Annotated in this window: 18 protein-coding genes; 4 read left to right on the forward strand and 14 right to left on the reverse strand. The window is 72.4% G+C overall.

Translation table 11 applies throughout. The features are described 5' to 3' along the window. Positions 1-133: 133 nt before the first annotated feature. Positions 134-592: a hypothetical protein gene (locus tag ACQEVB_RS39055; RefSeq protein ID WP_432984389.1), complete on the forward strand. Its 459-nt coding sequence runs from the start codon at positions 134-136 to the stop codon at positions 590-592. A 57-nt stretch (positions 593-649) separates the two neighbouring features. Here the strand turns inward: ACQEVB_RS39055 and ACQEVB_RS39060 are convergent, their stop codons facing one another. Both ACQEVB_RS39060 and ACQEVB_RS39065 read right to left on the reverse strand, forming a co-directional pair. Then, a complete protein-coding gene (locus ACQEVB_RS39060; protein WP_432984392.1) occupies positions 650-3,229 on the reverse strand; it encodes a cation-translocating P-type ATPase in 2,580 nt (859 codons plus the stop codon). Then, positions 3,220-3,471 (reverse strand): dsRBD fold-containing protein, encoded by a 252-nt coding sequence (locus ACQEVB_RS39065; protein WP_432984395.1) that lies wholly within the window; start codon positions 3,469-3,471, stop codon positions 3,220-3,222. Before ACQEVB_RS39065 ends, ACQEVB_RS39060 begins: the two co-directional genes overlap by 10 nt. Positions 3,472-3,641: 170 nt before the next feature. Between ACQEVB_RS39065 and ACQEVB_RS39070 the strand changes: the two genes are divergently transcribed. Further along, positions 3,642-3,965, forward strand: a complete 324-nt coding sequence (locus ACQEVB_RS39070; RefSeq protein WP_432984398.1) for a DUF3040 domain-containing protein — start codon at positions 3,642-3,644, stop codon at positions 3,963-3,965. Here the strand turns inward: ACQEVB_RS39070 and ACQEVB_RS39075 are convergent. Together ACQEVB_RS39075 and ACQEVB_RS39080 are read right to left on the reverse strand one after the other, a co-directional pair. Beyond that, complete coding sequence (locus ACQEVB_RS39075; RefSeq protein ID WP_432984401.1) at positions 3,856-4,299, reverse strand: zinc-binding dehydrogenase; 444 nt, start codon at positions 4,297-4,299, stop codon at positions 3,856-3,858. The genes ACQEVB_RS39070 and ACQEVB_RS39075 overlap by 110 nt on opposite strands. Then, on the reverse strand, positions 4,272-4,463 hold the full coding sequence (locus ACQEVB_RS39080) for an alcohol dehydrogenase catalytic domain-containing protein (RefSeq protein ID WP_432984404.1): 192 nt from the start codon (positions 4,461-4,463) through the stop codon (positions 4,272-4,274). Before ACQEVB_RS39080 ends, ACQEVB_RS39075 begins: the two co-directional genes overlap by 28 nt. 254 nt (positions 4,464-4,717) lie before the next feature. Between ACQEVB_RS39080 and ACQEVB_RS39085 the strand changes: the two genes are divergently transcribed. After that, on the forward strand, positions 4,718-4,999 hold the full coding sequence (locus tag ACQEVB_RS39085) for an SHOCT domain-containing protein (protein WP_432984407.1): 282 nt from the start codon (positions 4,718-4,720) through the stop codon (positions 4,997-4,999). A gap of 48 nt (positions 5,000-5,047) precedes the next feature. Here the strand turns inward: ACQEVB_RS39085 and ACQEVB_RS39090 are convergent, their stop codons facing one another. The 6 genes from ACQEVB_RS39090 to ACQEVB_RS39115 form a co-directional block, all read right to left on the reverse strand. Then, on the reverse strand, positions 5,048-6,265 hold the full coding sequence (locus ACQEVB_RS39090; protein WP_432984410.1) for an acetate/propionate family kinase: 1,218 nt from the start codon (positions 6,263-6,265) through the stop codon (positions 5,048-5,050). Between the two features lie 26 nt (positions 6,266-6,291). Continuing rightward, positions 6,292-6,549 carry a dsRBD fold-containing protein gene (locus tag ACQEVB_RS39095; protein ID WP_432984413.1) on the reverse strand — a complete coding sequence of 86 codons (258 nt, stop codon included), beginning with the start codon at positions 6,547-6,549 and terminating at the stop codon, positions 6,292-6,294. A gap of 304 nt (positions 6,550-6,853) precedes the next feature. After that, positions 6,854-7,162 carry a 2TM domain-containing protein gene (locus tag ACQEVB_RS39100; RefSeq protein WP_432984416.1) on the reverse strand — a complete coding sequence of 103 codons (309 nt, stop codon included), beginning with the start codon at positions 7,160-7,162 and terminating at the stop codon, positions 6,854-6,856. Between the two features lie 85 nt (positions 7,163-7,247). Then, positions 7,248-7,448 carry a hypothetical protein gene (locus ACQEVB_RS39105; RefSeq protein WP_432984419.1) on the reverse strand — a complete coding sequence of 67 codons (201 nt, stop codon included), beginning with the start codon at positions 7,446-7,448 and terminating at the stop codon, positions 7,248-7,250. Positions 7,449-8,010: 562 nt separating this feature from the next. After that, positions 8,011-8,478, reverse strand: coding sequence for an SgcJ/EcaC family oxidoreductase (locus ACQEVB_RS39110; RefSeq protein WP_432984422.1), 468 nt, complete (start codon positions 8,476-8,478; stop codon positions 8,011-8,013). Between the two features lie 14 nt (positions 8,479-8,492). After that, complete coding sequence (locus tag ACQEVB_RS39115) at positions 8,493-9,122, reverse strand: NAD(P)-dependent oxidoreductase (protein WP_432984425.1); 630 nt, start codon at positions 9,120-9,122, stop codon at positions 8,493-8,495. 55 nt (positions 9,123-9,177) lie between these two features. On the opposite strand from ACQEVB_RS39115, the gene ACQEVB_RS39120 reads away from it, so the two are divergent. Beyond that, the gene (locus ACQEVB_RS39120; RefSeq protein ID WP_432984428.1) at positions 9,178-9,654 is read left to right on the forward strand and encodes a MarR family winged helix-turn-helix transcriptional regulator; all 477 of its coding nucleotides are present in this window, start codon (positions 9,178-9,180) and stop codon (positions 9,652-9,654) included. Between the two features lie 256 nt (positions 9,655-9,910). On the opposite strand, the gene ACQEVB_RS39125 is transcribed toward ACQEVB_RS39120, so the two are convergent. Genes ACQEVB_RS39125 through ACQEVB_RS39140 form a run of 4 tightly spaced genes read right to left on the reverse strand, consistent with a single transcriptional unit; the run spans position 9,911 to position 12,322 of the window. Further along, positions 9,911-10,450 (reverse strand): carboxymuconolactone decarboxylase family protein, encoded by a 540-nt coding sequence (locus ACQEVB_RS39125; RefSeq protein ID WP_432984431.1) that lies wholly within the window; start codon positions 10,448-10,450, stop codon positions 9,911-9,913. 20 nt (positions 10,451-10,470) lie between these two features. Continuing rightward, on the reverse strand, positions 10,471-10,980 hold the full coding sequence (locus tag ACQEVB_RS39130) for a peroxiredoxin family protein (RefSeq protein ID WP_432984434.1): 510 nt from the start codon (positions 10,978-10,980) through the stop codon (positions 10,471-10,473). Further along, positions 10,977-11,675, reverse strand: a complete 699-nt coding sequence (locus ACQEVB_RS39135; RefSeq protein WP_432984437.1) for an MOSC domain-containing protein — start codon at positions 11,673-11,675, stop codon at positions 10,977-10,979. Before ACQEVB_RS39135 ends, ACQEVB_RS39130 begins: the two co-directional genes overlap by 4 nt. Next, positions 11,672-12,322, reverse strand: coding sequence for a type 1 glutamine amidotransferase (locus ACQEVB_RS39140; RefSeq protein ID WP_432984440.1), 651 nt, complete (start codon positions 12,320-12,322; stop codon positions 11,672-11,674). Before ACQEVB_RS39140 ends, ACQEVB_RS39135 begins: the two co-directional genes overlap by 4 nt. Positions 12,323-12,356 lie beyond the last annotated feature (34 nt).

The following is a 12,356-nucleotide window of genomic DNA, read 5'->3' on the forward strand; positions in this document are numbered from 1 at the left end:
CGGCGTCGAACGGTGCCTCTCCCGGCCGACCCGCGGCCACCGGTGAACGCCGTGGCTGCGGGGGCCCTTCGTCACCGGCGCGAGTGCCGTCCGCCTCCTGCCTGCCGGTGCCTCGCCGTCATAGCGTCGACCCGTGCTGAAGGTGGTGTTCGTCGATCCGGCCGCGAGCCGCGGTGCCGTTGCGGCACTCTGCGAGCTCGACCGTGCCGACGGCGAGCCGCTGCAGGTCGCTCTCGTCGGAAGCACGGACGAAGCGGGCACCGGGCGCTTCGCCGGGTACGGCCCAGCACTCGACGAGCTGCACGTCCGGGCCGACGACGGCCTCACCATCACCGCCGATGCCGCTCGCGCCGCGGAGGCCCGCGACCTGGGCCTGCCGGTCGTCCAGGTCGGGGTCGACGTGCCCGACTGGAGCGCGGTGCCACCGCTGGTCGCCCACCTCCTCGATCCCGAGGGTGTGGAGCAGGCGACGTTCGAGCGGTCGCTGCGCGCTCACGGGCAGATCGCCGAACCCGGGGTCGACGCCGTCGCCACGACGCACCACGTCGACAGCGAGGGAAGGATCCGGCGGGACCGGTTTGCCTCGGCCTGAGGTTTCCACCGCGCCGGCTGACCTCGCCGGCTGACCGCGCAGCGCTCAGAGCAGCGCTCAGGCGTCCGGCCGGGCGACCACCGTCACCATCCGCGGCCGCCGTGCCCGCGCCGCGATCACCGACGCCGCCACCGACGGGGGCACCGCAGCAACCGCCAGGCAGATCGACAGCTCGAGCAGCCCGAGTGGACGGGTCGACAGCAGGCCGGCGAGCGCCGGCAGGTAGAGGGCCGCGGCAAGGCCCGCGAGGCTCGTCGCGATCGCACCGTGCAGGGGCAGGTTCGCCCGGATCGGCACGCGCCACGCGGGGACGGTGTCGGACCGGGTCGTGAGCGCGATGCCGAGCTGGGCGAGCGCCAGGGTCACGAACACCATCGTCTGCCAGGGAAGCCCCGCCCGACGAGCCCAGAGACCGAGCGCGAGGCAGCAGCCGGCGACGAGGCCGCCCAGCACGGCGATCTCACCTGCCACCCGACCGTCGAGGACACCGGTGGACGGATCGCGCGGCGGGCGGTGCAGCACGTCGGGTTCGGCGGCCTCCGAGCCGATCGCCACACCTGGCAGCCCGTGCGTGGCCAGGTTGACCCAGAGGATCTGGCCGGGGAGCAGCGGCAGTGCCATCCCGACCAGCGGCCCGATCAGCATCAGGAGCAGCTCCGCGAGGCCACCCGCGACGGCGTAGCGGACGAAGCGCCGGATGTTGTCGAAGACCCGACGCCCCTCCTCGACGGCAGCCACGAGCGTCACCAGGCTGTCGTCGGTGAGCACGACGTCCGCGGCCGCTTTGGCCACTTCGGTGCCCCGTCGGCCCATGGCGACCCCGACGTCGGCGGCACGCAGCGCGGGAGCGTCGTTCACCCCGTCGCCGGTCATCGCCACCACCGCACCCGTGTCCCGCCACGACGTCACGATGTCGAGCTTGGAACCGGGGTCGGTGCGCGCGTAGACGGCGTGCAACCCCTGCCGCAGCTCACGGTCCGGCTCGCCGATGCCGACCTCGCGCGCCACCGCGTTCGCGGTTCCGGCGTGATCACCGGTGATCATGATCGGCGTGATGCCCGCGGCCCGGATCGCCGCGATCGTCTCCCGCGCGTCCGCCCGCACCGGATCGACGAGCGCGACGAGCCCGATCACCCGGACCGCGCCAGGCGGTCCGGTCGCGACGGCGAGGACGCGGCGGCCCGCGCCGGTCCAGCGGTCGAGCACGGCCGTGCCGGTCGCGTCGATGTCGCCCAGCACCTCGGGGGCGCCCTTGACCACTTCGAACGGGCGAGCATCGGCGTCGACGTGCCTGGTCGTCATCGTCCGGTGCGCCGCATCGAACGGGACGACGTCGGTCCGTGGGCTGCGGCAGCGCACCTGCTCGACGTCCATGCCGATGCGTTGCGCAGCGTCGAGCAGCGCGCCCTCGGTGCCCTGTGCGCCGGGGGCTGCGTCGGAGCAGAGGACGACCGCCTCCAGCACGGCGCGCACGTCTGCCGGTGCGGGCCCCGTCCCGCCGCCGATCTCCCACTCGCCACCGGCCGGTGTCCAGACAGCGGTGCAGGTGATGCGGCCGGTGGTGAGCGTCCCGGTCTTGTCCGTGGCCAGGACCGTGACCGACCCGAGCGCCTCCGCGGCCGGCAACGAACGGATGATCGCGCCTCGGGCAGCCATCCGCCTCGCGGCTGCGGCCAGCGCCAGCGCGACGACGGCCGGCAGCGATTCCGGGATGGCCGCCACCGCGAGGCTCACCCCGGACACGGCGACGAGGCGCCAGTCGCCGCCCTGCGCGAGGCCTGTCGCGACGACCACGGCGCAGGCCGCGACGACTGCCGCCGACAGGCGCCTGCCCAGGACGGCGAGCCGGAGCTGCAGCGGCGTCGGCGGGGCAGGGTGTCGGTGCAGCAGCGAGGCGACGGCCCCCATGCAGGTGTCGACACCGGTGGCCACCACCACGGCGGTACCTGAACCGTGCGTGACGAGGGTGCCTGCGTGGACCATCGACACCCGGTCCGCGATCGGCAGGGTCTCCGGGTCCGCGGTGCGCTGTGCCGCGACGGCCCGCTCGGACGGCTGGGACTCACCGGTCAGGAGCGCTTCGTCGACCTGCAGGGCGTGCGCGGAGCCGAGCCGCGCATCGGCTCCCACGACGTCACCCTCGGCGAGGACCAGCACGTCACCGACCACGAGATCGCGCGTCGGTACCCGAAGCACGCGGCGGTCGCGCCGCACCCGGACCGTCGGTGCCGCCGCGGCCCGCAACGCGGCGATCGCGCCGATCGCGCGGCGCTCCTGCACGACGCCGACGATCGTGTTGACGGCGATGACCAGGAGGATGACCGCGCAATCGGCGAGATCGCCCGTCGTTGCGGTCAGGGCGGCTGCACCGAGCAGCACGAGCACCACGGTGTCGCCGAGCTGAGCAGCGACGGAACGGATCAGCGAGCGGCTTCGCTCGACCGGCAGGTCGTTCGGCCCCGCCGCTTGCCGTCGAGCGCGCACCTCCGGCTCGGCGAGTCCGATGTCGGGATCCACCTGCAGGGCATCGGCGACCTCGGCGAACGGGCGGCCCCACGGAGCCCGTGGCGTCGCGGATGGGAACCGGCGGTCGCCGGGCGCCCGTCGTTCGCGACCCGAACCGACCGTCAACGACACGACGGCGCCACGGCCTGGTCGGCCACCTGCTGGCGCAGCCGGGCAGCGAGGTCCACGAGCGCCTGCGCTGTCGCGAGCGCTGCGACGGCGCGCGGGGAGCGGGTCGAGCCGCCGTCGCGCAGGACGATGCCACGACCGGTGAGTGCGTCGCTCTCCCTCTCGTACAGGTGGGCGCCGGCGCAGGTCAGGCCGTCGACGTGGCTGATGTCCACCACGATCGTCCATCGCGTCACGCCGTCCATCAGCTCCTCCTCTGGCCGCGTCGTCGACGAGTGTTCGGACCCACGCGTGACCGGGACAGGGTCGTTGGACCGTGGTCCCCCGTCCGAGCGCCCCTGCAGCAGGGGCAGGTCGCCACTGGATCCGGCGCGCGGGACGGCGCACGGTGTGGGCCGGGCGAAGGGAGCCGCAGATGCTGAGCGAGCGTGACCACAGGATCCTCGGCGAGATCGAGCAGGAGTTCGCGCGGTCCAGCCCGCGTCTTGCCCGCCGGCTGCGCTGCAGGACGGGCAACGCGCAACGGTTCCTCTACGACGCCACCGCGCTGGTGGCAGGATCGGCAGCCCAGCTGTGCCTGCTCGTGGCCAGGCAGGGCACGGGCGGTGCAGCGCTCGCCGCGGCCGCCCTCACGCTCGGCATCCTCGCCGCCCGGCACCGTCGCTTCCCGTACCGGTCGAGAACGGCTGCCGCGCAGGAATGGCCGCGCGGACCGGGCCGCGGACTCGCCCGCAGTTGATTCGCCGCCTGCTCGAAGCCGAGCGGGCCGTGCGTGAGGACGGCGAGAAGGGTCGTAGACCGCCGAGATCGCGCATCGCGGCGACCGGATCGCCCGCGCGAGCGTCGACCGTTGCGTCCGCACCGAGCTCCGTGGCGAGCGCCAGCTTCGGCTCCTCCACGTCCACACCCACCACGACCCCGCCGACGAGACGTGCGTACTGCACGGCCAGATGGCCGAGCCCGCCGATGCCGAACACCCCGATGCGCTCACCCGGGACGACCGCCGCCGCCTTGATCGCGCTGTACGTGGTTACGCCGGCGCACGTCAGCGGGGCTGCGTCGAACGGCGACACCGCTGCCGGTACGGGAACGGCAGCTTGACCGGCCAGTCGCCGCGGGCGGCGTGGATGTCGGTGTGGCAGATCCCGCTGGCCTCCATACGGACCAGTACCTGGCCGGGTCCCGGCCGGGGGATCGGCAGGTCGCCGACCTCCAGGCGGGCTCCCAGCGCGGGCACGACCGCAGCTCTCATCGTCGTGACGGCCCGAGGACCGCATGCGCCGCGCGCCCGGGCGATGGACCTGCGTCCGTCGGACGACGGACGCCCTCGGGACGCGCTGTGCTGCCGTGTCGCTGCCGTGTCGCTGCCGTGTCGGGACGTTCGGCTGCGCTCACCGGGACCGTCGGCCGAGGTGGGACGAACCCGTCCGGGACCACGATGGAGGGACTCGGAAGGCCGGTTGTCGGCCGGCTGGTCGGGAGGTGGCGGAGATGATGTGGTGGTACGGCCCGGGAATGGGCGGGTGGGGTTGGGTGCTGATGATCGCCGGCGGTGTCCTGCCGTGGGTGCTGGTCGTCGTCGCACTGGTCGTGATGGGCCGTCGGGGCGCGTCGGGTGCCGGTGGGGCAGCGCAGCCGCCGCCGGTGCCGCGGGACGCTGCACCGGAGGAGGTACTGGCTCACCGGTTCGCCTCGGGTGAGATCGATGCCCAGGAGTACCGCGACCGCTTGGACGTCCTGCGGGGCGGCTCCGGGGAGGCGCTGCGACCCTGACGCTGCCCGACGACCGGGCGGCTCGTCGTTCCGGTGAGCCGGGCCGCGCTACCGGAGGCGCCTCGCCGGTGCCGTGACCACGCCCGGGACCGGTCCTCCGGCGCTGGCCAGGACCTCCCGGGCGCGGGTGACGATCTCGGCCTCCTCGTCCGTCGGAACCACCGTGACCGCCACCGGGCTGCCGTCAGCGGAGATCGTCCGTGGCTGCGTGAGCGCGGTCGCCGCCGCATTGCGCGCCGTGTCCAGCCGAACGCCGAATCCCGCGAGGCCGGCGCAGACGCGCGCACGGACCTCCGGGTCGTGCTCGCCGATCCCGGCGGTGAAGACGATGCCGTCCAGCCGGCCGAGCGCGGCCGCGTAGGCACCCACGCAGCAGCGGATCCGGTAGCAATAGGTCTCGATCGCCTCGATCGCATGCCCGTCCCCCGCGGCTGCGCGTCGGTGGACGTCGCGCATGTCGGAGACGCCGGCAAGCCCCTTCAGGCCGCTTCCGTGGGTCAGCAGGTCTTCGATCTCCTCGATCGACAGGCCGGCAGCGCGGTGCAGGTGGAACACGACACCGGCGTCGACGTCGCCGCCCCGGGTGCCCATGATCAACCCGGATAGCGGGGTCAGCCCCATGGACGTGTCGATCGACCGGCCGCTGTGGATGGCCGCCGCGCTGGCCCCGTTGCCGAGGTGCAGGGTGACCAGGCACAGCTCGCCGAGCGAGCGCCCGAGGTGCTCCGCGGTCCGGCGGGCGACGTAGCCGTGCGAGATGCCGTGGAAGCCGTAGCGGCGGATCCGGTGCGCAGCGGTGATGTCCGCGGGAAGGGAGTACCGGTGGGCCGGCACGGGCATGCCTGCGTGCAGGGCTGTGTCGAAGACGCCGATCTGCGGCACCCCCGGGAACGCCTCGCGGGCGGCCTCGATCCCGCTCACGGCCGCCGGGTTGTGCAGCGGCGCCAGTGGCGCGAGCTCCCGGAGGTGGACCAGCGCGCGATCGTCGAGCACCGCCGGCGCGGTGAACCGGTCGCCGCCGTGGACGATCCGGTGCCCGACGGCGTGCAGCGGCGCGCCCGGCAGCATGGCGAGCACCAGCCGGACCGCCGTCGCGACGTCGGGCACCGGTCCGATCACCTCGTGGTCGGCCTCGCCGTCGCGCCCGCGCCGCGCGAGCTGGGCGCGCGCGTCCCCGATGCGTTCGACCTGGCCGGCCGCCAGCACCTCACCCGCGCGGTCCAGCCGGTACTTCAGGGTCGCCGATCCGGCGTTGAGTGCGAGCACGGTCGTCCCGGGCCGTTGCAGGGGTGTCACCGCAGCGGCCGGACCGGTCCGGTGACGTGCTCGGTGGCGGTCCGTCGCAGGTGCTCGGCCAGGTCGGTCAGCGTACGGGCGGTGGCCAAGGCCTCGCCGATGCGCGGTGCCCGTTCGTCGGTCATCTCCCCGATGACGGTGCCCTGCCCTGTGAGGTGGTCGGCGTCGCGCTGGTGCAGGTGCGCCTCGGCGTGGGTGATGCTCTCGACGCGGCGGATGTCGATCACGACCGTCCATCGCTGCACTCCGTCCACGGGTCCGTCCTCTCCTGCGTAGGTCAGGGGAGTCTGCTCCGCAAGGCGTGTGCGGACCAGGGCCGAACGTCCACGGTGACGAGACCGGACTGAGGCTGGTGACGGGTCTCAGGTCGCTGCTCTCGACGACCGCGTGGCCGACGGGACCGCGCACCGCCACGAGCGCGAAGACCCGGCGAAGACAGCGGGCGCGTGACAGCGGTCTCGCGGAAGACCGCACGCGCAGCGCTGTGGCACCCATGAACCGCTTGTCGCCCTTACCCGATCACGTTGCCACGGGCCGACGTCACCGACGCGCTGCGGGTCAGTCCCCGCCGTTGCGACGCAGACGGTCCATCTCGCGCCGAACGCGGTCCTCGCTCGGGTGCTCGGGGCGGTAGGTCTCCCAGGCGTGGGCGAGCAGCCCGGTCCCCCAGAAGAACATGGGGAAGATGGGCCAGAAGAACCCGACGTTCGTCCACGACCAGATCAGCACGATGAACGCGTTGATGGCGAGATAGACCATCACATGCCGGGCGAAGTCGGCTTTGCGCTTCAGTCGGGCAATCGCGCGTCCCCGCAGGTCCTCGGGCCCAGCGTGGTCGGCAGCACGCTGGTCGTCGTCGATGCTCATGGCGGGCTCCGATCCCTTGGCATGGACTGCGGCAGGAGGCCGTCGACCCGGCTGCCGGACCGGCGTCGACGGCCTCCCTCGTGCGTCAGGAGTGCTGGTGCACGTGCCCTTCCCACCGTGTGGCGGGCAGGGCCTCGGTGTGGATCAGGATGCCGAGTGCCCACGTGATCAAGATCGCGATCACGAACGCTGCCAACAGGGTCTGGTACTCGGTCCACATCGCGGCGACGCCGAGTGCGAGCGCGAGCACGCCCGCGGCGGTGGTGTCCTTCCAGGTGAACCTCATCTTCTCCACTTCCTTCCTGACCGGATCCAGCCTGGTCGCGAGCCGGGGCGCCCGGCAGGGACGCACGGCACAAGGTCGACGGGCCCTTCGGCGGACTGGTGGTACTTCGGTCCTGCAGCACTGAGCATCACCGGGTCCCGGAGCCCGGCAGGATCAGACCAGCCAACGATGCTGGGCGACGACGGCTCTGCTGCGGTCGCCCGAATCTTGCCGGGGCGATCCTCCACTCCGGCCACGGCTCGGTCTACACCTTCCGCGCCTACGCCCAACTCTGCGACCAGCTCGGGGTGACCCGCTCAGTGGACCTCGCTCAGCGGCTCACGGCCCAGCTCGGTGGCTTCATGGACCGAGTCCGAGGCGACAGCAAGCACCCGGACCAAGTCGATTCGGCCAAGTTCCACACCATCCTCCCGCACCCTGGTCGCGTGGCAGATCGGTGATCGTCGGAAACACCGCTCACTGCCCGACACCACAACTCGCAGCCGGCGCAGCGATGTGTCTTGAGGACGCCGTCGCCCTCGCAGATGAGCTCGGCAAGGCCAGGGCGTGGACCTCGGTGAGCTCAGTTGCCGGTGACGGCTACTTCCCCGGGGGTTCCTGGTGCGGGGCCGTCGGTCGCGCGGTCGAAGGCGTTGGTGTAGTCCACGTTGTGGCCGAGTGCGATCTGCCAACCGCCGTCGCTGTGGGCCATGGTCAACGAGAGCAGCCCGACGCGTTCGCCGACGGCGCGGCCGTCGCCGCCGCGACCGCCGCGGGTGCGCCAGCCCAGGTCGACCACCACGACGTCGGGAGCGACGACGGTGTCGGTGCGGCCTTCGACCGTCAGGGTCGCTTCGGCGAGCGGGCCGCCGAGGGGGAAGCGGTGGCCGGCTTCGATGCCCTGCCGGCCGGCCATGCGCCTGCCGAGCACGTCGACGAAGGACGCGGACTCGGTGAAGTCGGCGGCGAACCCGTGCGGGTCGTGCCGGTTGAATGCGGCGACCAGGCTCTCGACGATTGCGTCGACACGGTCGTGGTCGGTCGATTCCATGGTGTCTCCTTTCGCTACTGTGCGAGCGTGGGTGTTGCGCGTGACCAGGAATCGCCCTCGAGCGTGGTCAGAACGAATCTGGCCAGATCGGCGCGGCTGAGTTTCCCGCCGCCGCGCGGATTGGTGCCGTCAGCGACTCGGTAGTTCCCTGTGGCTGCGGTGTCGGTCAGCCGGGCCGGCCGCACCAGCGTCCACTCCAGCGAGCTCGCCCGGACGACCTCCTCCATCGCGCGCATGTCGGCGTACAGCTCACCGAAGAACAGTGGCCGGATCACGGCACGAAAGAAGACGGGTAATCCCGGATCGTCGATGGGCGCGCCGCCGGAGGAGATCACGACGAGGCGCTTCACGTTCGCGTCCTCCAACGCTGAGACCAAGGATTTCGCGCTCGCCGAGTACAAGCCGTCGGGCCGGCGGCCGGACCCGATCGTCGAGACGACGGCGTCGTGGCCTGCGACGGCCTCGCGCACGCTCGTTTCGTCGCGCACGTCGGCACGCACGACCCGCTGGGCGTCCGTCGCGAAGGTTCCCGGGTTGCGAACCACTGCCGTGACCTCGTAGCCGGCGGCCAGCAGCTCGTCGACGACGATCCGGCCCGTGCGCCCGCTCGCACCGAACACTGCGACCCGGGTGATGTCGGTCATCTGCTTGCTCTCCCCTCGCGCACCCAGACTTACAACATGTTGCTAGACTAGCAGCATGTTGCAAGACTCGCCGGGGGGCGACCTGCTGGACGTGCGACCCGATTCGCACCTGACCTATCTGATGGCGAAGGTCGGGCACCTCCTCGAACGCCGGATCGACAAGGCCGTCGGCCAGGTCGGACTGACCCTGCGCCAGTTCAGCGCCCTGGCCCACATCGCCCGCAGGCCGTGGCTGAGCAGCAGCGATCTCGCCCGACTCCTGCTCATCACCCCGCAGGCGGTGAACACTCTCGTGGCACGGCTCCTCGCGGCGGGCCTGATCGACAAGGCCCCGACCCGCCCGCGTCAACCTCTCGTCCTGACGCTGACCGACGCCGGACGCGACGCTCTGCTGCGCGCGGAGCCGCTCGCCACCGAGGCCGAAGCCGCCGCGCTCGACAGCCTCGGACCGGAGGAGGTCGCCGCGACCAGCGCCGTCCTGCTCCGGCTGCTCGATCGCTTGAGCGACAGCAATGACACCAGCTCGCGATGAATCACCGCGCATCACGCACCGACCTGGCGCGTCGTTGTCGGGATGCAGCGATCGCCTGGACGGGCCCTTCGGCGGCGCCGGAGGCGTCCATGTCGGCGAACAGGACACCGAACCGCCCCGCGACCTGCGCGGTCTCCGGCACCGCCCCGCAGCCGAGCCGGTCTGCGCCGGTGCGAGCGGCTTGTTCGAGTTCGCGGCCATCGGAGGCCCGGTAGGTGGTGCCGGGCCCACCCCTCGCGGGCCCGGCACACCGCTGTCAGCTGGTCAAGGAAACCCGCTTGAAGTCGACCGGCACGTCCAGCGCCACGTTGATGTAGTTCGTGAACACGTTGAGCGCCACGTGCGCCACCGTCTCGACGATCTCCTCCTGCCCGAGGCCCGCGCCACGGGCGGCCTGCAGGTCGGTTTCGTCGATCTGGCCGCGCTTGTCCACCAACGCGGCGGCCAGCTTCAGGACGGCGTCGGTGCGGGGGTCGTCGGAGCGGCCGCTCTGGGCCGCGGTCATCTCCTCGGTGGTGGCGCCGGCCTTCCTGCCGAGCATGGTGTGCGCGGACAGGCAGTAGTCGCAGCGGTTGCGGTCGGCGACGGCGATGGCGATCTGTTCGCCGATCTTGGCGCCGAGCGAGCCGTTGCCGAGTGCGCCGAACTGGGACCACATGCTCGTCAGGGCCGCGGGCGAGTTGGCGACGGCGCGGAACATGTTCGGCACCAGGCCGAAGGCGCCCTTGATCTCCGCCAGCGTTTCGGCGCGCTGGTCGGTTACCTGGTCGGGGTCGACGAGGTCGATGCGGGTCATGATCTCTCCTTGGGATCGGGTCAACTGCAAGTGCCGTCGATGGAGCAGACGGGCGTCGAAGTGGCGCCGGCGGGCGCTGAATCCAGCAGGCGGGCGACGGACGCCGCCAGCGTCATGTCGTCGACCGTGCCGAAGTGGCGGGCCCGGAGGGCGCCGTCGCGGTCGATGAGCACTGTGGACGGTGTGCCGCGCAGCCCGTAGCGGGCGAACGTGACCGGTGTGGGGTCGTTGCCTTCGTGAGCGTCGACGCCCACCGGGAACCCGATCCGGTATTCGTCCAGGAACGCCTTGAGCCCGACCGTGGTCATGGCCTCGTGGTGCTCGAACACGGTGTGCAGCCCGATGGTCGCGAGGTCGTCGCCGAAGGTCCGGGCCAGCCGGGTGACCTGGGGCAGGCCGTGGCTGACGCAGCCGGGGCAGAGCATCTGGAACGCCTCCAGCACGACCACTCGGCCGCGAAGGTCGGCCAGGGAGAGGGGCTCGCTGTTGAACCAGGCGGTGGTCGCCCAGGGCGGGGCGGGTGTGCTCATCTGCTTTCCTTCGCGGTATCGGGGGAATTTCCGTGGAGGCGGGCGATCTGGTCGTCGAGGTGACCGTCGAGGCGGCGCCGCAGCAGCGCGGCCCAGGAGTCGGGCAGCACGTCGGCGTGGTCGAGCAGGTACCGGGCGGCCGGCAGGTCGTCGCGGTCGACGTTGAGGACGCGGTGTGCTTCGGCGGCGGTGATGCCGTGGCGTGGGCGTTGCACGAGAGCGATGCGATCGCCGGCCTCGACGTGGCCGGCCCCGAGCACGCGACCGTAGAAGCCGGTCCGACCGGTGCGCTGCATGTGGACGGCCAGGTCGTCGACGCGGTGGTGCGCGGCGAGCCGGTGGCACGGGCGGCGCGGCTGGGTGGTCTGCAGCACGACGGTCCCCACGGTGTAGACAGAACCGAGTACGACGTCGCTCTCCAGCAGTCCCGTCGTCGTGAGGTTCTCGCCGAAGGCGGGCCAGACGAGCGGGCCGAGCAGCGGTGCCCAGGCCGCGTAGTGCTCGGCCGGGTACAGCAGGACCGCTCTGCCCGGACCGCCGTGGTGTTTCCGGTCGCCTTGCTCGTCGCCGGCCAGACCGAGCGGAGTGACGTCGACCGGCCCGTCGACGGGGGCTTTACGGATCCCCGACAGCAGGGCGCGACCGCGCCACGGCAGCGGGCGGACGGTGCCGACGGAGACGGCGAGGACCTTCACCGCGCACTGCCCACGGCGTGTTCGGCCCAGCGGCGCAGGATCCCCGTACCCGCGTCGGCCGCCGCCCGCGCCGCGGCCGGCTCGACGACGGTGCCCGCGGGCAGGTGCGGCGCGGCGCGGTCGAGCGCGTCGGCGTCGAACTCGACGTGGAACTGGAAGCCGTACGACACTCCGCAGCGGAACGCCTGGTTCGGGTACCGGGCCGAACTCGCCAGCAGGACACCGGTTTCCGGCAGATCGAAGGTGTCCTCGTGCCAGTGCAGCACGGGCAGGTCGGTCCCGGCCGCGCCCAGCACCGGGTCGTCGGCGACGAGCCGGACCGAACCCGCGCCGGCCTCGACCTCCGGCCCGCGCCGCACCTCGGCCCCCAATGCCGCCGCGAGCAGCTGTGCACCGAGGCAGACACCCAGCACGGGACGGCCGAGCTCGACGCACGCGGCGATCAGCTCCCGCTCTCCGGCCAGGGTCTCCTCCGACGCGCTCATCGGGCCGCCGAGGACGACCAACACGTCGAGCTCAGCCGCGTCCGGCAGTGCCTGGCCCTGGTCGACTCGCACCACGCGCACCTCGGCTCCGGCCGCGACCACGGCGGGCGCGATGAGGGCGGGTCCTTCGAAGGGAACGTGCTGGATCACTGCCGCCTTCACCCATGCCTCCTGGTTGTTGTGCCGCTTTCGCCAG

Source organism: Pseudonocardia sp. CA-107938 (assembly GCF_050936315.1).
In the GTDB taxonomy this organism is placed as follows: Bacteria; Actinomycetota; Actinomycetes; order Mycobacteriales; family Pseudonocardiaceae; genus Pseudonocardia.